The organism is Prescottella sp. D32 (assembly GCF_037287305.1).
In the GTDB taxonomy this organism is placed as follows: Bacteria; Actinomycetota; Actinomycetes; order Mycobacteriales; family Mycobacteriaceae; genus Prescottella; species Prescottella equi.
Map to the genome: position 1 here is coordinate 1,275,962 of NZ_JARBSW010000001.1, position 19,633 is coordinate 1,295,594.

Genomic DNA, 19,633 nt, shown 5'->3' on the forward strand with positions numbered 1-19,633 from the left:
TCGGGTCGGTACCCTGGTCGTGTGAGTGAAGCAGCGCAGAACCGTCCTGATCAGGCCCGCAGCGACAGCACCGGACCCGCCGGTGCCGTGACGACCGGAACGCTGGTCCGTGACGTCGCCCTCTACTCGGTGGCGAGGCTCGGCCTCGTGGTGGTGCTCGCGGTCGTGATCCTGTTCGGCGGCAAGGCGATCGGGGTCGACGTACCGCTGATCGTGGCTGCGCTGTTCGCGGTCCTCATCGCGCTGCCGCTGTCGCTGGTGCTGTTCGCGAAGCTTCGCAAGAGGGTCAACCTGGACATCGCCGCAGTCGACGCGCAGCGCCGAGCCGACAAGGCCGACCTGCACGCCAAGCTCCGGGGTGAGGATCGGCGGTGACGGCCGTTCTCGACCGTCGGGGCTCGCGGGCCTGGGTCGACAACGCCGTTCGTCTGATCGAGGCCGACGCACAGCGCAGCGCCGACACGCATCTGCTCCGCTACCCGCTTCCGCCGGAGTGGAACGTACAGCTCTATCTCAAGGACGAGTCCACCCACATCACCGGCAGCCTCAAGCACCGCCTCGCGCGGTCGCTGTTCCTGTACTCGATCTGCAACGGCTGGGTCGGTGAGAACACGACGGTGATCGAGGCGTCGTCCGGATCGACGGCGGTGAGCGAGGCGTACTTCGCGAAGCTGCTGGGACTGGATTTCGTGGCCGTCATGCCCGCGAGTACCAGCCCCGCCAAGATCGCACTGATCGAGGCGCAGGGCGGACGCTGCCACTTCGTCGACGACCCGTCGAGCATCTATGCCGAATCCCAGCGCCTGGCCGTCGAGACCGGCGGCCACTACATGGACCAGTTCACTCACGCCGAACGTGCGACCGACTGGCGCGGGAACAACAACATCGCCGAGAGCATCTTCACCCAACTGCAGCAGGAGGATCACCCGATCCCGGAGTGGATCGTGGTCGGTGCGGGCACCGGTGGAACGGGCGCGACCATCGGACGCTTCCTGAGGTACCGCAAGCTCGACACCGGGCTGTGCGTGGTCGATCCGGAGAACTCGGTGTTCTTCGACGCCTGGCGTAGCGGCGACTGCGGTACCGCCCCGACGTTCGAGCGGGGCTCCCGGATCGAGGGCATCGGCCGCCCCCGTGTCGAACCGTCGTTCATCGGCCAGGTGATCGACCGGATGGTGAAGGTGCCCGACGCCGGTTCCATCGCCGCGATGCGTCACGCGAGCGACGTGCTGGGACGGAAGGTGGGCGGCTCGACCGGCACCAATCTGTGGGGCGCGTTCGGTCTGGTCGCCGAGATGCTCGAGCGGGGGCGCAGCGGCAGCGTGGTCACGCTGTTGTGCGACGGCGGAGAGCGGTACGCCGGAACCTACTTCGACGACGACTGGGTCGCGTCGGAGGGCATAGACCTGGCCGGGCCGGCCGCGGTGCTCGCCGAGTTCACCGCGACCGGCCGCTGGACGGCCTAGCCCTCCGCGGGGTCCGTTCCGGCGGGTGCCTCGATGGGTACGTGGCGGGTCATGACGACCCGCGGCCAGCGGTCGAGGCCGCGTTCGACCTCGAGTTCGCGCACGGCCCGCAGTCCCGGCCCGAGGTCCTCGTCGGCGACGACCTCGAATCCCAGTCGCGCGTAGTACGGCGCGTTCCAGGGCACGTCCCGGAAGGTCGTCAGCGTCACCTCGGGCAGCCCGCGATCACGTGCCCACTGGTCGAGGTGCGCGATCAGGGCGGCGCCGATCCCGCGTCGCGCATGATCGGGGTGGACCGAGATCTGTGCGATGTGGGCGGTGCCGTCCACCACCTCGACGAGGCAGAAGGCGACCGGGGGCTGCTTGCGCTTGCCCCACACCCACACGCGGCCCGCAGCGACGTGCGTCTCGAACCACGTGAGCGGAGGCGGGTCGTCGTCGGCGACAGCCGCCATGCCCACGTCGCGAAAGACGGCGCCGGCGGCGACGTCGATCCCGGGGAGATACGCCAGGTCGGCGGGCTCGGCGAGGCGGATCACTCTCAGCCCTTGGAGACGACCTGCGACGCGATCGCGGTGCCGGCCGCGACGACGCCGACGGACGGCCACGCGCCGATCTTCTTGGCCAGAGGGTGCGAGCCGCCGAAGGCGCCGACGTAGGTGCCGAGCAGGGCTGCGGCCCGACCCGGTCCGGAGCTCTTGGCCCAGCTGTAGGTGCAGACACCGCCGACCGCCGCGAGAACCACGCCGCCGAGCTGACGGTTGCCGGTCTGCCGTGCGACGGTGTAGCCGCCGACGAGTCCGGCTGCGGCGAGGGCGGAGGTGGCGGTCTTGTTCAGCATCGTGAGGTACTCCCGTTCCGGTGTGAGGGTCGTTCGATTCGAGGCTACGACAGTGCGCTCTCCGCCCTGTCGGCAGAACCCGCGCGGGCTGTTTCTCGATGGCCGGGAAAGCGCCTACGCACAGCGCAATCCGCCGTCGATCATGGCCATCGGGCCGAGCGCCCGCCCGCGAATCGAGGAGGAACCGTGTCGTCAGAAGACACCCAGCAAGCACCGTCGTCCCGGCCGGCGTTCAGCCCCGGCCCGCTGCTCGCGGGCAAGCGCGCGATCGTCACCGGCGGTGCACACGGCATCGGTGCCGCGATCGCCCGCTCGTTCGCGGCGCACGGAGCGCAGGTCCTCGTCGCCGACATCGATGCCGACGCGGCTCGGGGACTCGAGTTCGATCCGGCGGCCGGCGGCGCGATCGAGGTCCTCGCGTACGACGTCCTCGACGCCGCGGTGCCCGCGCGGATCGTCGAGTTCGCTCCGGACGTCCTGGTGAACAATGCGGGCCACTTCCTGCGCCCGCCCCGCCCGTTCGCGGAGACCGAACCCGCGTTCTGGGCCGAGATCGGCGGTATCAACCTCGATCACGTCCTGCGGCTCACGCATGCGGTCCTGCCGGGGATGGCCGAGCGCGGTCGCGGCGGCGCGATCATCAATCTCACCACCGTGGAGGCGCATCGGGCGATTCCCGGGCACTCGGTGTACGCGGCGTACAAGGCGGCCGTGACGCAGTTCAGTCGCAGCCTCGCGGTCGAGGTGGGGCACCTCGGGGTGCGGGTGAACGCGATCGCCCCCGACCTCATCGAGTCGGTCCAGGTGCCGTACAGCGAGTGGCTGTCGGAGGAGGAGTGGACCAAGTGGCCGACGTGGGCTCCGCTCGGTGGACCCGGGCAGCCGGACGACGTCGCCGGTTCCGCGCTGTTCCTGGCGTCGGATCTGGGCCGCTACACGACGGGCACCACGGTCCACGTCGACGGCGGCACGTTCGCGGCGGGCGGGTGGTTCCCGAAGCCCGAGGGCGGCTGGACCAACCGGCCCCGCAATCCGTGAACGAAAACCACTGTCCCACTTCGCTGAAAGGTGGCTCGTGTCCGTGGACAAGCCCACGCTGAGCATCAACGTCCCCAACTTCGGCCCACTCCTCGCGCAGGATGACTACGGCCGGTTCGTGCAGTTCTGCGTGGCCGCGGATCGCGCCGGCATCGATCGCGTCATGGTCACTGATCACGTGGTGATGGGCTCGGACACTTCGGGTTACACGTGGTCGGCATTTCCCACCGAGCCCGATGCCGTCTGGCTCGAGCCGCTGACCATGCTGGCGCTGCTGGCCGGTAGGACCGAGCGGGTGCGTCTGGGCACCGGCATCGTGATCGCGGCCCTACGCGGTGGGGCGGTGCTCGCGAAGATGGCCGCGACGCTCGACCTCGTCTCGGGTGGTCGTTTCGATCTGGGTGTCGGGACAGGTTGGCAGGAAAAGGAATACGAGGTCGCCGGCCTGGACTTCGCGAAGCGCGGTCCGCTGCTCGACGACGCCCTCGCGACCTGTCGAGCGCTGTGGTCCGGCGCCCCGGCGGCAGTGTCGACGCCCAGCCTGTCGTTCGACGACGCCTACTGTTCGCCCCGTCCACCGGCGGGCCGGAGCATTCCGATCTGGGTGTCGGGTTCGCTGTCGAAGCCCGTCGTGCGCCGGGTGACGACGTGGGGCGACGGCTGGATCCCGATCATGGGCGCCACGAACGAGGATCTCGCGGCGGGCACAGCGCTGCTCCGCCGCAGCTTCGAGGACGCCGGACGCGACCCGCGGTCGCTCCAGGTCCGCGGCCGCCTCGTCGTGGAGCGCTCGCCCGACGGTTCGATCGACTTCGATCGCACGATGGACGGCGCCGAGGCGCTCGTCGCGAGCGGCGCGACGGACCTGATGATGGCGGTCGCCGGGATCGACCCGGACCCGGATGCAGCCGAGGCTGCTCTGCCCGCGCTGGTCACGGCCTTCCGGGCGCGCCTGTACTGATCGTGTGGCCACGGTACACAACCTACGGTTCCGTAGGTTGTGTACCGTGGGTGATCGGGCGGGGGCATCCGAACGAGAGGTGTGCCATGGTCCGGCCGGAAGTGACGCTCGAGAACTACGAGGACGTCTACCGCTTCTATCTGGACCACCAGCAGAACCGATTCCTCGCTCGTGCCGCGTACGCCGCGCTGAGTGCGCGATTCCGGCCGCGGATCGGCTATGCCGACGGCGCCCGGGCGCAGTTGCAGGAGCTGCTCTCCAGTGGGCGCCGGCTGATCGTGGTCGCCAACCACCTCACCGATCGCGATCAGTACACGCTCGCGGCCACGGCGTGGCGGACGCCGTTGCGGTCGGTGATCGGACGGACCCGGGTGCTCGCGAAGGACGAACTCTTCGCCGGCCCGAGGATGCGGCGCGCGATCGACATGATGGGTTCGATACCGGTGTTCCGGGGCAAGGATCACGGACTGCGGGCAGTGGCCGACGCGGGCCGCGCGATGATGGACGTCTCCGCCGAACGCCTGCACCGCGGAGACGTTCTCGCCATCTTCCCCGAGGGCACGTGCAACGACGGTGACCCGGCGCGCATCCGACAGATCAACAGCGGCGTCGGGCACATCGCGGTGAAGGCCCGCAAACTCGGGGCCGAGCCCGCGCTCCTCGCCCTGGGGATCCGCTACCACCCGGACCGGCCGGCCGACGTCTTCGTCGCGTGCCCGGTCGCCGAGCTACCGACCACGCCGATGAACATCACGCGCACGGTCGCGGCGGAGATGCAGGCTGCGGTGGACGGGGCGGTCGCAGCGGGCGCGAGCGGTCAGCGGACGCCGTCGCGGTAGCTCTCGAAGCAGCCGTCCGCGAAGCGTTTCCGGTCGAGTTCGCCGACCTGGATGACGCCGCCGCGGTACCAGATCTGCGTTGTCGCAGACAGTTCGGCACCTTCGCTGCACCACTGGACCAGCTCGTGGTCGCTCGGGTCGCCGTGGTTGATCTGGTTGTACATGACGGCCTGGTTGGAGCCGTACTCGCGGCCTGCTCGCACGGAGGCGTCGTCGCCGATCGCCGATCGGCCGGCCACCACGCCGACCACCAGCAGCAACACTCCCGCACAGACGGCCGTCAGCCAATGGGCGCGGCGCGCGGTCATGAGGGGATGCTAGTCGGGATTGCGCGGGATCTTCCCGATATTCCGTTCCCGGCGTTGGTCACGTTTCGATGACGGCTCCGGCCCCGGGGAGGTCGACGCGTTCGGGCGCCGCCCCGCGGTGGCCGTGGCAGGCTGGTGGGATGGAGCAGACGATGCAGGCCTTCTTCGCGGCACTGGACCGACTCGTCGGCGGGGCGTCGCTGCGCATCGACCGGCCCTGTGGCAGTGCGCATCCGCGATTTCCCGAGGTGATCTATCCGGTCGACTACGGCTATCTCGAGGGCACCAGCGGGGGTGACAACGAGGGCGTCGACGTCTTTCGGGGCACGGCGTCCGGCGCCGGGATCGTCGGCATCGTCCTGACCGCCGACCTCACCAAACGGGACGTCGAGGTGAAGATCCTGCTGGACTGCTCCACCGACGAGATCGAGGCGATCGAGCATCTGCTGCACGAGCGTCTGCGCCTGAACGCCAGCCTGGTTCGTCGACCGTGACGTCTTCCCCCACCGTTACTCGGACGCACCCGATCCATGCCAGCATGAACGAATGACATTCCTGATACGCCTGGTGATCAACGCGGTCGCCATCTGGCTCGCGTCGCAGTGGGTGAGCGGCATCACCGTTGCCGATTCCGGCGAGGGCACCGGCACGGACATCCTGATCGTCCTCGGGATCGCGCTGGTGTTCACCGTCGTGAACGCCTTCGTGAAGCCGATCGTCCAGCTGCTGTCGTTGCCGCTGCTCATCCTCACACTGGGCCTGTTCACGCTCGTGATCAACGCCCTGATGCTGCTGCTGACGTCGTGGATCAGTTCGCAGACCGAGTGGGGACTGAGCGTGGACGGCTTCTGGACCGCGGTGTGGGGCGCGCTCATCATCTCGGTGGTGAACTTCGTGCTCAGTGCCCTGGTCCCGGACAAGAAGTGACGTGACGATCGGGTAGGTGGTCCCTCAGCCGAGGCCCAGCGCGAGACCGGTGGCCGCGGCCCACACCAGCATCGACTGTCCTGTGACGGCCAGGGCGGGGATCAGTGCGGGGCCGCGGCCACCGCTGCGCACGGGGGCATTGGCCTTGACCGCCAACGGAAGCGCGAGGAGCCCGACGAGGGCCCACGGCGTCCGCGCCACCAGCGCGAGGGTCACCACGAACGGCACGACGAGCAGCACCAGGTGCAGGGCCCGGGTCCGGGCGTCGCCGAGTTTGACTGCGAGCGTGATCTTCCCGGATTCGGTGTCGGTGGGGATATCGCGGAGGTTGTTCGCGACCAGCACCGCGCTCGAATACGAGCCGATCGCGATCGCGGCGAGCAATCCCACCCAATCGACCCGGCCGACCTGCACGAACTGAGTGCCGAGTACCGCGACCAGTCCGAAGAACACGAACACCGCGATCTCGCCGAAACCGCTGTAGCCGTACGGCTTCTTGCCGCCCGTGTAGTACCAGGCGCCGAGGATGCACACCGCGCCGACGAGGATCAGCCACCACGCCGACACGAGGGCGAGCGCGATACCGGCGACCGCGGCCACCGCGAAACACCCCATCGCGGCACCCTTCACGGATGCCGGTGACGCCAGTCCCGAACCTACGAGGCGCAGAGGACCGACCCGCTCGTCGTCCGTGCCGCGGATGCCGTCCGAGTAGTCGTTGGCGAAGTTCACGCCGACGATCAACGCGAGCGAGACCACCAGCGCGAGCAGCGCCTTCCACCACACCGCGCCGTCGAGGGACGCCGCCGCTCCGGTACCGGCGAACACGGGAGCGATCGCGTTCGGGAGGGTGCGCGGCCGGGCGCCCTCGATCCACTGGGAGACAGAAGCCATGTGGCGATCCTTTCACCCCCGCCGAATCGGGTGGCCGCGCGGTCGGCCGCTCCCATAGGCTGGACGCCGGTGCAATCAGTGACGAGGGACTCCGAGACTCCGGCACCCACTCGGCCGCCGGTGGAGGTGGCCCTGCTGGGTGACGTCGCCACACGCCGAGACGGTGTCCTGGTGCCGCTGCCCGGCCCGCGGGCCCGCAGCCTGCTGGTGGCGCTCGCCCGACGTCCGGGCCACAGTCGCAGCGCGGCCGCGCTCGTGGAGGACGTGTGGGGTGACACCCCGCCGAAGTCGCCGGCCAACGCCCTGCACACGCAGATCTCCCGATTGCGCTCGGCGCTGCCCGACGGCGCCGTCGAGGCCGGCCCCGCCGGGTACCGACTGGCGCTCGCGCCGGAGCAGGTCGACCTGGCCCGCGCCCGGTTGCTGGCACGCCGGGCGAATCGGCAGCACGCGGACGGGGACCAGCACGGCGCGCTCGCGGCGGTGCACGAGGCGCGCGTGTTGTGGCGGGGCGAGCCCGGCGCCGACCTGCCCGCCGGCGAACTCGCCGACGACCTGGCGACGGAGGCGGCGGCGCACCGGAGTGCGCTCGACGCAGTGGAACTCGCGGCGCTGGTAGCCGCCGGACGGTACGAGGACGCGTTGCCGATCGCGCGGGCCGCGGCCGGGTCGTCTCCCCTGGACGAGGGGGCGCACGCGCTGCTCATGGAGTGCCTGCACGGGTCGGGCCGGCCCAACGAGGCGCTCGAGGTGTTCGCGGGACTGCGCGGCCGTCTCGCGGACCGGCTCGGCGTGGACCCGTCGGCCCGTCTGATCGATCTCAACGCGACGATTCTGCGCGGCGGGGAGCGGGCACTGCCGGCGGAGGTCGGAGGCACCCGGGACGGCAACGCCGAACCCACGACTCGGCTGCTGCCCTCCACGATCGGGCTCCGGGCCGCGCCCAACCCGCTGCTGGGACGCTCGAGCGACCTGGCCGCCCTCGAACTGCTCGTGACGTCGTCGCGGGTGGTGACCGTTCTCGGCCCCGGCGGCACCGGGAAGACACGGGTGGCGCACGCGCTCGGCAACGAGGTGTCGGCGCGGATGCCGGTGGCTCTGGTCGAGCTCGCGCCGTTGCGCAGCGGCGAGGACCTGATCGCGGCCATCAGCAGCACGCTCGGGCTGAGCGAGAACGATCTGACCCCCGGCGCCCTCACCCGCACTCGCATCCACGACGCCCGCCAACGGCTGCGCGACGCACTGGCCGCCAGGCCCATGCTGTTGATCGTCGACAACTGCGAGCACCTCATCGACGATGTCGCGGACGTGGTGTCGGACCTGATCTCCGCGAGTCCGCACCTGACGGTCCTCGCCACCAGCCGGGCGCCCATGGCGATCACCGCGGAGTCGGTGTATCCGTTGCCGCCGTTGGCGATCGGCGACGACGGGTCGCCGGCGATCGAGCTGTTCCGGGCGCGGGCCCTCGCGGTGCGGCCCTCGGTGCGCCTGGACCGCACCGAGGTGGAGCGGCTGTGCCGCACGCTCGACGGCCTGCCGTTGGCGATCGAACTCGCCGCCGCCCGCGTCCGCACGATGAGCGTCGAGGAGATCAATTCCCGTCTCGTCGACAGATTCGCGCTGCTGCGTTCGGGGGACCGCACGTCGCCCGAGCGGCACCGCACACTGCACGCGGTGATCGAGTGGAGCTGGAATCTGCTCACGGTCCCGGAACGGGCCGCGCTGCGTCGACTGTGCCGATTCCCCGGTGGTTTCACGGCCGACGCCGCGCGGGCGGTCGCGCAGTGGGGTGAGATCGTGGACGTCGCCGACGCGCTCGAGGGGCTGGTGAACCAGTCGATGCTGTCGGTCAGCGAGAACCCCGAGGTGGGTGGTCTGCGCTACCACATGCTCGAGACGGTGCGGGAGTTCGGCGAGGAACAGTCGGACGCCGGCGAATCCGCGGAGGTGTCGGCCCGGACGGTGGCATGGGCGGAGCGGTTCTCCCGAGAAGCGTTCGGCGACTTCATGGGCGGCCGGCAGGTGGCTGCCGCGCACCGAGTCGAAGCCGAGCACGACAACCTGCTCGCGGTGCTGCGCTACGCATACGCGGAGCAACTCGCTCGCGCGGTCTTCACGGTCTTTCCGGTGATCGGCGGCATGTGGTCGATGCGGGGCGCGCACTCCGAGGTGTTCACGTGGGTGCCGCGCCTTCTCGAACTCGACACTTCCGGTTTCGGACCCGAGGACGTGCCGGGTGACCTCCTGGCGTCGGCCTACGTGCTGGCCGCCTCCCACATGGCGATGGGTGGCAGATTGCGGGCGGTCGCGATCGCCCGGACCCGGCTGCGCCGACTGCTCGCCACCCGGACCGACATCAGTGAGCAGTCGCGCATGTACGCCACTCTGCTGCTGGTCCCCGCCTCTGGCCGCGGACTGGCGCGGATGCTCGCGCGAGCGGTGCGCTCACCCGATCCGGGGGCGCGCAGTTCCGCGCTGGTGGCGCGGGCAAACCTCCGGGAGAACAACGGGGACCTCTTCGGGTCGGAGTCCGACGCCCGACTGGCGCTCGTCCTCGCGGAGGAACGCAGCGACAGTTGGGGTCTGGCGACGGTGTGCCAGCACCTGGGCAGCCTGTACGCGCAGTCCGCGAGCTACGGCGACGCGGTCGGGTACTACCGGCGCTCGGCCGAGATCCTCTGGGAGATGCACCTGTACGACGAGAGCCTGCAGGTGCGGGGATTCCTGGTCGCGGCCCTGATCGGTGCGGGCCGGATCGCCGACGCGCGAGCCGAACTCGCGTCGCTCGCCCCCGCACACGCCGGTGCGTCGAGCGGCGCCCCGAGCAGCGACCACGACGTGCACAACCAGGCCGCGTTGTCGGCGAGCACTGCAGAGGCCGATCTCGCCTCGGGCGCCGTCGATTCGGGGCTGGCCGAGTATCGCCGGGCGGCCGGGTACGCCGGTGACCTCGACGGCGAACTGCCCGCCGACCCGTTCGAGCTGATGGTGGTCTCCGGCGTCGTGGACGCGCACGTACTCGCGGGGCGGGCCGAGCGCATCACCGATCTGGCGCTGCGGCTCGAAGCGGTCGCGACGGCGCGCCTCGGTTCTCGGGGATACCCGGACCTTCCGCAGACCGGGGCGGTGGCCTGCGCCGTCGGCAGCTTCCACATCGCCACCGGCAGTGCCCCCGAACGCGGACTGCGGCTGCTCGCGCTGGCGACGAGAGTGCATGCACGGCAGGACTATCCGTCGATGCGCCTCGACCGACACCTCGGCGCGGCACGCACCGTCCTCGGCGGCGGCGACGTCGTCGCGGCGGCGCTGGAGTCCGCACAGGGGACGTCCCGCGCCGCCGCGCGCCGGGAGATCCTCGATCTCCTGGACTCGGGTTCGTGACCGCTCAGGCCTTGCGCATGTAGATCCGCACGGTCAGCGGTGCCATGATCGCGACGATCACGGCGGCGCCGAGAAGCGCGTACACCGCGTGGATTCCGAAGTGTCCGCTGTTCGCGAGTTCACGGACGGCCGTGACCAGGTGCGATACGGGGTTGACGTTCACGAAGGCCTGCATCCAGCCCGGCATCGTGTCCGCGGGCACGAAGGCGTTGGACATGAAGGTGAGCGGGAACAGGATCATCATCGACGTGCCCTGCACCGAGGCGGCCTTGCTCATCAGCACGCCCATCAGTGCGAAGATCCAGCTGATCGCGAACGCGCACACCATCACCAGCATCGCGGCGCACACGACCCCGACGAACCCGCCGCCCGGGCGGTAGCCCATCGCGATGCCGACGACGACCGTGATGGTCGTCGCGATGAGATACCGGACGACATCGGCGATCAGCGCCCCCGACAGTGGCGCGATCCGGGCGATCGGCAGCGACTTGAAGCGATCGAACACGCCCTTGTCCATGTCCTCGCGCAACTGGGTGCCGGTCACGATCGACGCCGTGATTACGGTCTGCACCAGGATGCCCGGGATGATGATCGGCAGGTACGACTCCACGTCACCGGAGATGGCGCCGCCGAAGATGTACGTGAACATGAACGTGAAGATGATGGGCTGGATCACCACGTCGAACAGCTGCTCGGGGTTGTGCTTGACCTTCAGCAGACCACGGTGGGCGAGCGTGAGGCTGTGCGCGATCGCCTCGCGTAGCCCGATGCGATCGGTGGCCTCGATCGTGCGGGTGTTCGCCTGCCGCGCAGGCGAGGTCAGGGTGGTCGTCATGCGGCGCTCCCTTCGGACTCGGCGGTCTCGTGACCGGTGATGGTGAGGAAGACCTCGTCGAGGCTGGGCTTGGAGACGGTGATCTCGTCGACGGCGATCGAACGGTCACGCAGCCGGACGAGCAGGTCCCCGGTGATCGACGGGTCCGCGAGCGGCGCCGTGATGCGGCCAGACTCGGGAGTCACGGTCGCCTCGAGGCCCAGCACCGTGGAGATGAGGGCGCGGGCCTCGTCGATGCGGTCGCGGTCCGCGAGCGTCAGTTGCAGCGCCGAGGTTCCCACGGACGCCTTCAACTCGTCCGCGGTGCCGTCGGCGATGACCTTGCCTCGGTCGATCACCGCGATCCGATCGGCCAACTGATCGGCCTCGTCCAGGTACTGGGTCGTGAGCAGGACCGTCGATCCTTCCGCGACGAGCCGTCGGATCGTGTCCCACATCTGGGCGCGGGTCCGGGGATCGAGACCGGTGGTGGGCTCGTCGAGGAACAACAGTGGGGGACGAGCGATGAGGCTGGCCGCGAGGTCCAGACGACGGCGCATGCCGCCGGAGAAGTTCTTCAGTGGTTTGGACGCCGCCTCCGTCAGGCCGAACTCCTCGAGCAGTTCGGTCGACTTGCGCTTGGCGTCGCGCCGGCTCAGGCCGATCAGTCGGGAGAAGATGACGAGATTCTCTGTGGCGGTGAGGTCTTCGTCGACCGAGGCGTACTGCCCGGTGACGCCGACGAGCGAGCGCACTGCCGTCGATTCGCGGACGACGTCGCGGCCGAAGATGCGGGCTTCGCCGCCGTCGGGACGCAGGAGGGTCGCGAGCATGCGGACCGTGGTGGTCTTGCCGGCGCCGTTGGGGCCGAGCACGCCGTACACCGCGCCGGTCGGCACGGTGAGGCTGACGCCGTCGACCGCGCGCTGCTGCCCGAAGGTCTTGACGAGCCCGACGGCCTCGATGGCCGGGGGTGAGGTGTCGAGGTTCATGACCTCACAGTGCCGACACCCGCTTGCAGCGTTCTTGCACCGTGCTTGCACGCCCCTCACACGGAGGAAGCCGGGGCCCAGGCGTACGACAGGTGTACGTCACCGGGCCCCGGCTCCACGGGGAAGTGGGGGCTACTTCAGCAGGCCACCGAGCAGACCGCCCAGGTCCAGGTCGCCGAGGCTGCCGGTCAGGTTGCCGAGATCGAAGTCGCCGAGGCTGCCGAACGGGTTGCCGATCGTCACGAGCGACGGGTCGCCGAGCGCAGGCTGCGTGGGATCGCCGGCCGAGACGCAGCCGCCGATGAACGCGTAGATGCCGTCGCTCAGAGCCGGCGTCGTGTACGTCTTGGTCGATCCGGCGGTCGCGCCGTCCACACCACTGGTCCAGGACACGAATCCGGGCTCGAGGAACTTGGTGGGGTCGTCCATCAGCGCCGGTACCTTGGCGGAGTCGATCGCGACTGCGGTGCAACCGCTGAGCGGGTCGAGATTCGGGTTGGTGAGCGTGACGGTCACGACGTTGCCGTCGACCGCGGTCTCCAGCGTCGGCGGTACGAGCGTCGTGGGCTCGGCGGACGCGAATGCGGGAGCGGCGAGAGCGGCTGCCGCGGCGACGGCGAGGCCGGCGGCGGCACGGGTGAGGACAGCGGTGGCGTTGGTGCGCATGGTCGTGACCTTTCGGGTGGTAGGGGAGCGGCCACCCGATCAAGGGTTCGTTGGAACCGATCGATCGAGATCGCCTGCGGCACAGCATCGACTGTGAACCCGATTTTGGCAAGCGAAACCGAACGCATCACTCCGGTACGGACGTACCGTTCAGCAGATGAAACAATGCGCGGCGGCTCGGACATCCCCGACTGGTGTCCGAACCGCCGCGCACGACTGGGTGATCCCCTACCGAACCGGCTGCGAGGACCCGGCGGAGATCGCGTCGATCAGGCTGTCGAACGCGCCCGTGGTGACGAAATCGAGGATGTCCTGGAACGCGCCGTTCTGGAGGCTGCCGAACATGGCATTGTCCGGAACGGAGACGATCGGCGCCTTGCTGACCTTGGCGTCCGAGGGGTCGGCGCTCGAGGCGCACTCGCCGAAGACCGCATACGCGCCGTTGGTCAGATCCGGCGTCGTGAAGGTCTTGGTGCTCGCCGCCGCGACCCGCTCGACCGTGGGCGTGCGGTACGCCGCGAAACCGGGCTCGAAGAGCTTGGCAGGATCGGCTTCGAGTTCGGAGATCTTCGTCGCGACCACGACCACTGCCCCGCACGTCACCGTGGAGTCGGTGTTGGGGTTCTGCACGGCCACCGAGATGGTGCTGCCCGCCACGGTCGCGTTCACGATCGGCGCCTCGACAACGGGCGTCGCGCCGGCCAGAGCCGGTCCGGCGATACCCGCGGCGGCCATGGTGACGAGACCGACAGCGCTGCGGCCGAGCAGGTTTCGTGCTCGAAGGTTCATTCACTACCCCTTGTTGGAAACGTCCGTCCGAAGAGTGACCGCGGCGCCTTGTCCCCGACATCCAAGATCACTTGCGAAAGCATCTGGCCTACGTGGGCTTTCTGCAACACATAGCTCGGGGGGAGGTAAGGGATTCTCGAGGTCGGCCGTAGCTAAGGACAGTTCTTACCGGTCGGTAACGACAATTGATCTGCGGAAACCGCCGGTGCCCCAGCTTCTTCCCGCAAACGTAACGATTTCGTCTCAGTCTGCGGCGGGGGTGGACTTTTCAATTGCTTGTTCAATTACCTGTGCGGACCACGCCCTTTGGTGTGCGCTGAGCGAGAATCCGGCCTGTTCGGTCGGCTCGGCAGTGCCCCGTCGTTACCGCTTCGAGGCCTAACGGTTCCAGCCCGATCGGAGGGCCTCGCGATCGACCTTCCCCGGCCCTCGCAGCGGCAGCGCATCGACCAACCGGACCTCGCGCGGCGCCGCCGTGGGATCGAGTGCGGCGCTCACGTGGGTTCGCAGCTCTGCGGCTGTCGGCACTAACCCGGCCTCGGGAACGATCGCGGCCACCACCCGCTGGCCGAGGCGGTCGTCCGGCAGGCCCAGGACGGCGCACTCGCGAACCGCCGGGTGCTCGACGAGGACCGACTCGACGACCTGGGGGACGACGGTCAGTCCGCCGGTCGAGATCGCCTCGTCGAGGCGTCCGCGGATGGTGAGTACCCCGTCGGCGAGAGTGCCGGCGTCATCCGTCCGGAACCAGCCCGGCTCCGCGAACGCGGGGTGCTCCGGCAGACCACGGTAGCCCGAGGCGATCATGGTGCCGCCGAGCAGGACCCGGCCGTCGTCGCCGATCCGCACCCGCGCACCGTCGAGCGGGACGCCGTCGTAGACGCATCCGCCGCACGTCTCGCTCATGCCGTAGGTCCGCACGACCCGCACGCCTGCATCAACGGCTCGACGGAGCAGAGGAGCCGGTGTCGCCGCGCCGCCGAGCATGACGGCGTCGAGGTCGGCCAGCGCAGCCGTGGCCTCCGGGTGGTCGAGAGTCTTGACCAGTTGGGTGGGAACGAGCGACGTGTAGCGGCGCGTGCCCGTCATGGAGGCGATCGCCGCGGGTAGCGCGGCCGGGTCGAAACCCCCCGTCACGTCGACGACGACCGGGGTGGTGCCCGCGAGGAGGCTGCGGAGCAGCACCTGCATTCCGGCGATGTGGTGTGCGGGCAGCGCCAGCAACCACGCGCCCGGGCCGCCCAGCCGTCGATGCGTCGCGTCGCCGCTCGCGCGCAGGGCCCGTGAGGTCAGCAACGCGCCCTTGGGGACACCGGTGGTTCCGGATGTCGCCATCACGAGCGCCACGTCGTCGGCGTCGGGAACGTCGTCGATGGATTCGCCGGGACGCAGGGCGTCCGTCAGGCGGGCGGTTTCGCGGGCGTCACTCGCCGGTACCGGGAGCAGGGGTGGACCGTCACCGCGTAGCGCGCGCTCGAGTCGGGGCAGGACCGACTCGAGCGCGGCGCCGGTGGGTACCGGGAGCGGGTGCAGCAGCGAACTCACCCCTCGATCGTTTCACGGAGAACCGGGGCGGGCCCGGCAGGTCAGGTCGGTGAGGGGCCGGCGAGGGGCCAGCCCCCGGCGGCGAGGTGCGAGCGCACCCGATCGACGTCGGACTCGAGAGGCATCTCGTTCGTGATCTTGGTGATCAGGACCTGGATGTCGGTCTTCGAGATGGGAAGGTCGCCGTCCTCGACGAGGGCCGCGGTCACCAGGTCGACCTCGTCCTCCGAGAGTCGGCGGGTGAGGAGCGCGAACAGTGGGACGTAGTCCTGCTCGGGCACGCCGTTGGGGTACCCGGCGCGCAGCCAGTCGATGATCGAGGAGAGAAACGGAGGCAGGCTCAACAGTGCTCCTGAACTCGGTCCGTCAGCTCCGGGCGTCCGGTGCTTCCCGGTCCGTTTCCTCGTCGCCGACGACGGGCCAACCGCCTGCAACGAGACGCTCGGTGACCCGGCTGATGTCTTCCTCGGTGGGTTCTTCGTGGATGACCCCCGCGATGATGCTCTTGAGCGCGTCGTAGTCGACGTGCCGATCGGGATGCTCGTGAGCCGTCGCGATGGACAGTTCGACGATCTCCCCGATCTCCTCGTCGGTGAGGCGCCGTCCGAGTACCGCGAGCAGAGCGAAGTGATCTTTGGCAGGAATGCCCTCCGGATAGCCGGCGCGTAGCCAGTCGAGTACCGAGCGGAGCGAATACTTGCTGTTCACGGGTGCGATCACTTTCACGAAGGAGCGGGGGTGGGGTCGGTCGGGGCCCCGCTCAGAAGACGTGGATGCCGAAGCTGCTTGCCAGGAAGTCCTGCATCAGCATCAGTATCCCAGCGATGATCGCGATCAGCACGACGGCGAAGCATGCCGCTGCGCCGACCTTGCCGGCGGTGCTCGCAGACGAGGTGCCGTCGGAGTTCGTTCGGGCACCGACCGAGAGCGACTTGAGTCCCAGCGCGAAGATCGCGGGCAGGCCCGCACCGAGGAGAAGTCCCACCAGGACGACCTGCCACAGCGAGTTGGCGGTCTGCGTCAATAGATCCATCGGTCGTCTCCTCTCAGTGGTGGCTGCGGGTGGTGGTGTCGGCGTCGGCCTGGCGAGCGGGTGCCGTGGCTGCCTTGTCCGTCGCGGGCTCGAGTCCGTCCTCCCACTCGGCGTTGACGTTGGTGGGATCGATCGGCTGACGGCGCGAGCGCAGGTACATGAAGACCGACAGGGCCACGAGGAGGGCGAAGACGACGAGCACGCCCGGGAGACCGCCGATGACGTGGGCCAACGCCCAGCAGACGGCACCGACGATGCCGGCGGACGGCAGGGTGATCAGCCACGCGACGGCCATCCGTCCGGCCACTCCCCAGCGGACCTCGGCGCCCCGGCGTCCGAGTCCGGTACCGAGGATCGACCCGGTCGCGACGTGGGTGGTCGACAGCGGCAGGCCGAGATGGCTGGAGGTGAGGATGATCGCGGCCGACGACGACTCGGCGGCCATGCCCTGAGGCGCGGCGATCTCGACCAGACCCTTGCCCAGCGTGCGGATGATGCGCCATCCGCCGAGATAGGTGCCCAGGGCGATCGCGACGGCGCAGCTCAGCTTCACCCAGAACGGCATCTCGGCATCCGCGGAGATGGACCCGTGCGCGACGAGCGCCAGGAAGATCACGCCCATCGTCTTCTGGGCGTCGTTGGTGCCGTGCGCCAGCGAGACGAGGGACGCCGTACCGACCTGGCCGATGCGGAAGCCCTTGCCCTTCGTGTCGTCCGGGACGTCACGGGTGATGCGGTAGATCAGCTTGGTGCCGACAGCGGCGACGAGCGCCGCGACGACGGGCGCGAGCAGCGCGGGCAGGATGACCTTGCCCATCACGCCGCCCCACTCGACGCCGCTCATGCCGATCGAGGCGATCGCGGCACCGATGAGGCCGCCGAAGAGGGCGTGCGACGAGCTGGACGGCATGCCGAACAACCACGTCGCGAGGTTCCACAGGATACCGCCCACGAGGCCGGCGAACACGATCAGAAGTAGTGCCTCGCCGCTGACGGATCCGAGGTTGACCACGCCTTTCGCGACGGTGGCCGCGACCTCGACGGAGAGAAAGGCGCCGACCAGGTTCAGGGTTGCAGAGAGTGCCACTGCGACCTTCGGTCGAAGTGCGCCGGTGGCGATGGAGGTGGCCATCGCGTTTCCGGTGTCGTGGAAGCCGTTCGTGAAATCGAAAGCGAGGGCAGTGACGACCACTACCAAGAGAACGACGAGCTCTGCGGTCACAACCGAATTGTGCGTATCGAAAGCGCAAAAGTACAGCGAGCAACCGGCGAACAGACGGTGCGCATCACCACATTCTGCTATCACCTCGCACGACGGTCCCGGGACTGTGGCGACACTCACGTCGATATGTCGGTGTGTCGGGCCTCACTCATCGGTCTCACTCACTGGGACCGGCTCCAGGGCGGGGGTGTGACGCTCGTTACGGTCCTCGCCACCGGGAGCTCATCGTCCCGGTGACTGAAGTTCGCGGAGGTCGGTGGTGGGACGACGGTGGCGGTCGGGGCGCGCCGTGCCCCCTTCTTTACCTAAGCAAAGTATTTGCCTTACCTAGTTTTTGCGAAAGGCCCGGGTGGGCCCGCAAGCGGTGTCATCGCTGCAGCTCCGGCCCGGTTTTCGCTCTGTTGGTTCGACCCCGGCCCGGTCGCACGGGCACTGAGAAGGAGAAACACCGACCGTGAAGAGAAACAAGACAGCCAAGCTGGTCGTGGCGCTCGCCGCGACAGCGGCTCTGGTCTCGGCCTGTTCCGGCGACCGTGGCGGCGAAGCCGTCGTTCCGGGCAGCGGCGACTCGGGCAACAGCAAGTCCACCTCGTCCGCGGACGTCGAGTTCGGCACGCTCGCCTCGCCGTGCGGCGACGGCGACGCGAAGGGCGCCACCGATCAGGGCGTCTCCGACACCGAGATCAAGATCGGCTACGGCGACGACCGCGGCTACGCGAAGAGCCCGGGTCTCAACAAGGAGATGTCCGACGCCGTCTCCGCGATGATCAAGTGGTGCAACGAGCAGGGCGGCATCAACGGCCGCAAGATCGTCGGCACCGACTACGACGCCGCCATGACGCAGGCGAACGCCGTGATGCAGGACGCCTGCCGTTCCGAGTTCATGATGGTGGGCCACGGGTTCGCCATGGACGCGACCGCCGAGCAGACGCGCGTGGCCTGCAACATGGCAGCCGTGCCGGGCTTCACGGTCTCCCCGGACGCCGCGAACGGTCCGATGTCCTACCAGGGCGTGCCCTTCCCCGTCGACATCGCCAACGCCTCGGCGTGGTTCCAGATGGGCGAGATGCACCCCGACATGAAGAACGACTTCACGCTCATCGGTTCGACGATGCCCGCGATCATCACGTCGCTCGCAAAGACCTCGCAGATGGCGAAGGCCGCCGGCTTCAACCTCAAGGACTGCGGCGTCGTCCTCAACTACGAGGGCGAGGCCAGCTACGTCCCGTTCGCGGAGAAGATCAAGCAGTGCGGCGCCAAGGGCATGTGGACCTCGCGGTCCCCGGTCCCGAACGAGTTCAACTTCTTCAAGGCCGTCGACCAGGCCGGTCTCGACCCGATCATCTTCGGTGAGGCCACCTGGTACGCCAACTCGGCGCAGGCGTTCAACAAGGACAGCGGTCTGCTCGACAACCTGAACGCCGGCATGGCCTTCCAGATGCTCGAGAACGACAACGATCCGGCCGTGAAGCAGTACAAGGATCTCGTCACCGCGGGCGGCGGCAAGACCGCGCTGCTCGGTATGCAGGCGACGTCGTCGTTCCTGCTGTGGGCCACCGCGGCCAAGGAGTGCGGCTCCGACCTGACCCGCCAGTGCATGATCGACGAACTGTCGCAGATCCACGAGTGGGACGGCGGCGGTCTGCACGCCACGATGGATCCGGGCGCCAACATCCCCGCTCAGTGCGGCCTGATGGTCTCGCTGAAGGGCGCCGACTACTCGCAGGCGTTCCCCGCCGACAAGGGCGAGTTCAAGTGCGACCCGCAGTACCTGGTCAAGACCGACCCGTCGACGTGGGGCACCGAGCTCAACGCCGACCGCGTCGCCACCAAGTACCTCAACCCCAACGTGATCACGCCCAAGGCCTGATCCGGCCACGCCGCCCGGTCGACGCCCACAGGTGATCGACCGGCCGG

At 69.1% G+C, this 19,633-nt stretch carries 22 protein-coding genes; 9 read left to right on the plus strand and 13 right to left on the minus strand.

Translation table 11 applies throughout. The annotated features are described in order from the left end of the window. Window positions 1–21: 21 nt before the first annotated feature. Both PSS76_RS05885 and cds1 read left to right on the plus strand, forming a co-directional pair. Window positions 22–375 (plus strand): DUF4229 domain-containing protein, encoded by a 354-nt coding sequence (locus PSS76_RS05885; protein WP_022597497.1) that lies wholly within the window; start codon window positions 22–24, stop codon window positions 373–375. Then, complete coding sequence (cds1, locus tag PSS76_RS05890; RefSeq protein WP_005518142.1) at window positions 372–1,466, plus strand: L-cysteine desulfhydrase Cds1; 1,095 nt, start codon at window positions 372–374, stop codon at window positions 1,464–1,466. Before PSS76_RS05885 ends, cds1 begins: the two co-directional genes overlap by 4 nt. Here the strand turns inward: cds1 and PSS76_RS05895 are convergent. Further along, complete coding sequence (locus tag PSS76_RS05895; protein WP_005518143.1) at window positions 1,463–2,005, minus strand: GNAT family N-acetyltransferase; 543 nt, start codon at window positions 2,003–2,005, stop codon at window positions 1,463–1,465. The genes cds1 and PSS76_RS05895 overlap by 4 nt on opposite strands. A gap of 2 nt (window positions 2,006–2,007) precedes the next feature. After that, window positions 2,008–2,307: a hypothetical protein gene (locus PSS76_RS05900; RefSeq protein ID WP_005518144.1), complete on the minus strand. Its 300-nt coding sequence runs from the start codon at window positions 2,305–2,307 to the stop codon at window positions 2,008–2,010. Window positions 2,308–2,493: 186 nt separating this feature from the next. Here PSS76_RS05900 and PSS76_RS05905 point away from each other — a divergent pair, with 186 nt between their 5' ends. From PSS76_RS05905 to PSS76_RS05915, 3 genes are all read left to right on the plus strand, one after another. After that, entirely contained in the window at window positions 2,494–3,345 is an 852-nt protein-coding gene (locus PSS76_RS05905; RefSeq protein ID WP_013416978.1) for an SDR family NAD(P)-dependent oxidoreductase, read from the plus strand. Window positions 3,346–3,388: 43 nt separating this feature from the next. After that, window positions 3,389–4,306, plus strand: coding sequence for a TIGR03619 family F420-dependent LLM class oxidoreductase (locus PSS76_RS05910; protein ID WP_337456143.1), 918 nt, complete (start codon window positions 3,389–3,391; stop codon window positions 4,304–4,306). Window positions 4,307–4,392: 86 nt separating this feature from the next. Further along, complete coding sequence (locus tag PSS76_RS05915; protein ID WP_041674417.1) at window positions 4,393–5,145, plus strand: lysophospholipid acyltransferase family protein; 753 nt, start codon at window positions 4,393–4,395, stop codon at window positions 5,143–5,145. Here the strand turns inward: PSS76_RS05915 and PSS76_RS05920 are convergent. Then, window positions 5,124–5,453 (minus strand): hypothetical protein, encoded by a 330-nt coding sequence (locus tag PSS76_RS05920; RefSeq protein ID WP_005518149.1) that lies wholly within the window; start codon window positions 5,451–5,453, stop codon window positions 5,124–5,126. The two genes, PSS76_RS05915 and PSS76_RS05920, sit on opposite strands and share 22 nt — an antisense overlap. Before the next feature lie 140 nt (window positions 5,454–5,593). Here PSS76_RS05920 and PSS76_RS05925 point away from each other — a divergent pair, with 140 nt between their 5' ends. Beyond that, window positions 5,594–5,947: a hypothetical protein gene (locus PSS76_RS05925; protein WP_005518151.1), complete on the plus strand. Its 354-nt coding sequence runs from the start codon at window positions 5,594–5,596 to the stop codon at window positions 5,945–5,947. 52 nt (window positions 5,948–5,999) lie between these two features. Continuing rightward, a complete protein-coding gene (locus tag PSS76_RS05930) occupies window positions 6,000–6,380 on the plus strand; it encodes a phage holin family protein (protein ID WP_005518152.1) in 381 nt (126 codons plus the stop codon). 24 nt (window positions 6,381–6,404) lie between these two features. Here PSS76_RS05930 and PSS76_RS05935 read toward each other — a convergent pair whose 3' ends face one another. Beyond that, on the minus strand, window positions 6,405–7,274 hold the full coding sequence (locus PSS76_RS05935) for a 1,4-dihydroxy-2-naphthoate polyprenyltransferase (RefSeq protein WP_005518154.1): 870 nt from the start codon (window positions 7,272–7,274) through the stop codon (window positions 6,405–6,407). Window positions 7,275–7,352: 78 nt separating this feature from the next. Here PSS76_RS05935 and PSS76_RS05940 point away from each other — a divergent pair, with 78 nt between their 5' ends. Continuing rightward, complete coding sequence (locus tag PSS76_RS05940) at window positions 7,353–10,655, plus strand: ATP-binding protein (protein ID WP_337455983.1); 3,303 nt, start codon at window positions 7,353–7,355, stop codon at window positions 10,653–10,655. Window positions 10,656–10,659: 4 nt separating this feature from the next. Here the strand turns inward: PSS76_RS05940 and PSS76_RS05945 are convergent, their stop codons facing one another. The 9 genes from PSS76_RS05945 to PSS76_RS05985 all read right to left on the minus strand — a co-directional run bounded on the left by PSS76_RS05945 (window position 10,660) and on the right by PSS76_RS05985 (window position 17,716). Next, window positions 10,660–11,490 (minus strand): ABC transporter permease, encoded by an 831-nt coding sequence (locus tag PSS76_RS05945; protein ID WP_064058367.1) that lies wholly within the window; start codon window positions 11,488–11,490, stop codon window positions 10,660–10,662. Further along, complete coding sequence (locus PSS76_RS05950; protein ID WP_084968914.1) at window positions 11,487–12,461, minus strand: ATP-binding cassette domain-containing protein; 975 nt, start codon at window positions 12,459–12,461, stop codon at window positions 11,487–11,489. The genes PSS76_RS05945 and PSS76_RS05950 overlap by 4 nt, the downstream gene beginning before the upstream one ends. A gap of 132 nt (window positions 12,462–12,593) precedes the next feature. Beyond that, window positions 12,594–13,127, minus strand: a complete 534-nt coding sequence (locus PSS76_RS05955; protein ID WP_084979527.1) for a hypothetical protein — start codon at window positions 13,125–13,127, stop codon at window positions 12,594–12,596. A gap of 228 nt (window positions 13,128–13,355) precedes the next feature. After that, the gene (locus PSS76_RS05960; protein ID WP_081121011.1) at window positions 13,356–13,916 is read right to left on the minus strand and encodes a hypothetical protein; all 561 of its coding nucleotides are present in this window, start codon (window positions 13,914–13,916) and stop codon (window positions 13,356–13,358) included. A 378-nt stretch (window positions 13,917–14,294) separates the two neighbouring features. After that, window positions 14,295–15,461: an o-succinylbenzoate--CoA ligase gene (menE, locus tag PSS76_RS05965; RefSeq protein WP_081187206.1), complete on the minus strand. Its 1,167-nt coding sequence runs from the start codon at window positions 15,459–15,461 to the stop codon at window positions 14,295–14,297. Window positions 15,462–15,502: 41 nt separating this feature from the next. Further along, window positions 15,503–15,805, minus strand: a complete 303-nt coding sequence (locus PSS76_RS05970; RefSeq protein ID WP_005518168.1) for a DUF3349 domain-containing protein — start codon at window positions 15,803–15,805, stop codon at window positions 15,503–15,505. Window positions 15,806–15,827: 22 nt separating this feature from the next. Continuing rightward, the gene (locus tag PSS76_RS05975) at window positions 15,828–16,181 is read right to left on the minus strand and encodes a DUF3349 domain-containing protein (protein ID WP_005518170.1); all 354 of its coding nucleotides are present in this window, start codon (window positions 16,179–16,181) and stop codon (window positions 15,828–15,830) included. 40 nt (window positions 16,182–16,221) lie between these two features. After that, the gene (locus PSS76_RS05980) at window positions 16,222–16,494 is read right to left on the minus strand and encodes a hypothetical protein (RefSeq protein WP_005518171.1); all 273 of its coding nucleotides are present in this window, start codon (window positions 16,492–16,494) and stop codon (window positions 16,222–16,224) included. Between the two features lie 13 nt (window positions 16,495–16,507). Continuing rightward, on the minus strand, window positions 16,508–17,716 hold the full coding sequence (locus PSS76_RS05985; protein WP_005518172.1) for an inorganic phosphate transporter: 1,209 nt from the start codon (window positions 17,714–17,716) through the stop codon (window positions 16,508–16,510). 454 nt (window positions 17,717–18,170) lie between these two features. Between PSS76_RS05985 and PSS76_RS05990 the strand changes: the two genes are divergently transcribed. Next, window positions 18,171–19,586: an ABC transporter substrate-binding protein gene (locus PSS76_RS05990; RefSeq protein ID WP_013416969.1), complete on the plus strand. Its 1,416-nt coding sequence runs from the start codon at window positions 18,171–18,173 to the stop codon at window positions 19,584–19,586. Window positions 19,587–19,633: the final 47 nt, after the last annotated feature.

What these genes read in the sequence shown, in the direction of transcription:
- PSS76_RS05950 (WP_084968914.1), bottom strand. Translation starts at nt 12,461, where the DNA reads ATGAACCTCGACACCTCACCCCCGGCCATCGAGGCCGTCGGGCTCGTC.
- PSS76_RS05900 (WP_005518144.1), bottom strand. Translation starts at nt 2,307, where the DNA reads ATGCTGAACAAGACCGCCACCTCCGCCCTCGCCGCAGCCGGACTCGTC.
- PSS76_RS05955 (WP_084979527.1), bottom strand. Translation starts at nt 13,127, where the DNA reads ATGCGCACCAACGCCACCGCTGTCCTCACCCGTGCCGCCGCCGGCCTC.
- PSS76_RS05945 (WP_064058367.1), bottom strand. Translation starts at nt 11,490, where the DNA reads ATGACGACCACCCTGACCTCGCCTGCGCGGCAGGCGAACACCCGCACG.
- PSS76_RS05980 (WP_005518171.1), bottom strand. Translation starts at nt 16,494, where the DNA reads ATGGATCTATTGACGCAGACCGCCAACTCGCTGTGGCAGGTCGTCCTG.
- PSS76_RS05930 (WP_005518152.1), top strand. Translation starts at nt 6,000, where the DNA reads ATGACATTCCTGATACGCCTGGTGATCAACGCGGTCGCCATCTGGCTC.
- PSS76_RS05915 (WP_041674417.1), top strand. Translation starts at nt 4,393, where the DNA reads ATGGTCCGGCCGGAAGTGACGCTCGAGAACTACGAGGACGTCTACCGC.
- PSS76_RS05920 (WP_005518149.1), bottom strand. Translation starts at nt 5,453, where the DNA reads ATGACCGCGCGCCGCGCCCATTGGCTGACGGCCGTCTGTGCGGGAGTG.
- PSS76_RS05960 (WP_081121011.1), bottom strand. Translation starts at nt 13,916, where the DNA reads ATGAACCTTCGAGCACGAAACCTGCTCGGCCGCAGCGCTGTCGGTCTC.
- PSS76_RS05935 (WP_005518154.1), bottom strand. Translation starts at nt 7,274, where the DNA reads ATGGCTTCTGTCTCCCAGTGGATCGAGGGCGCCCGGCCGCGCACCCTC.
- PSS76_RS05925 (WP_005518151.1), top strand. Translation starts at nt 5,594, where the DNA reads ATGGAGCAGACGATGCAGGCCTTCTTCGCGGCACTGGACCGACTCGTC.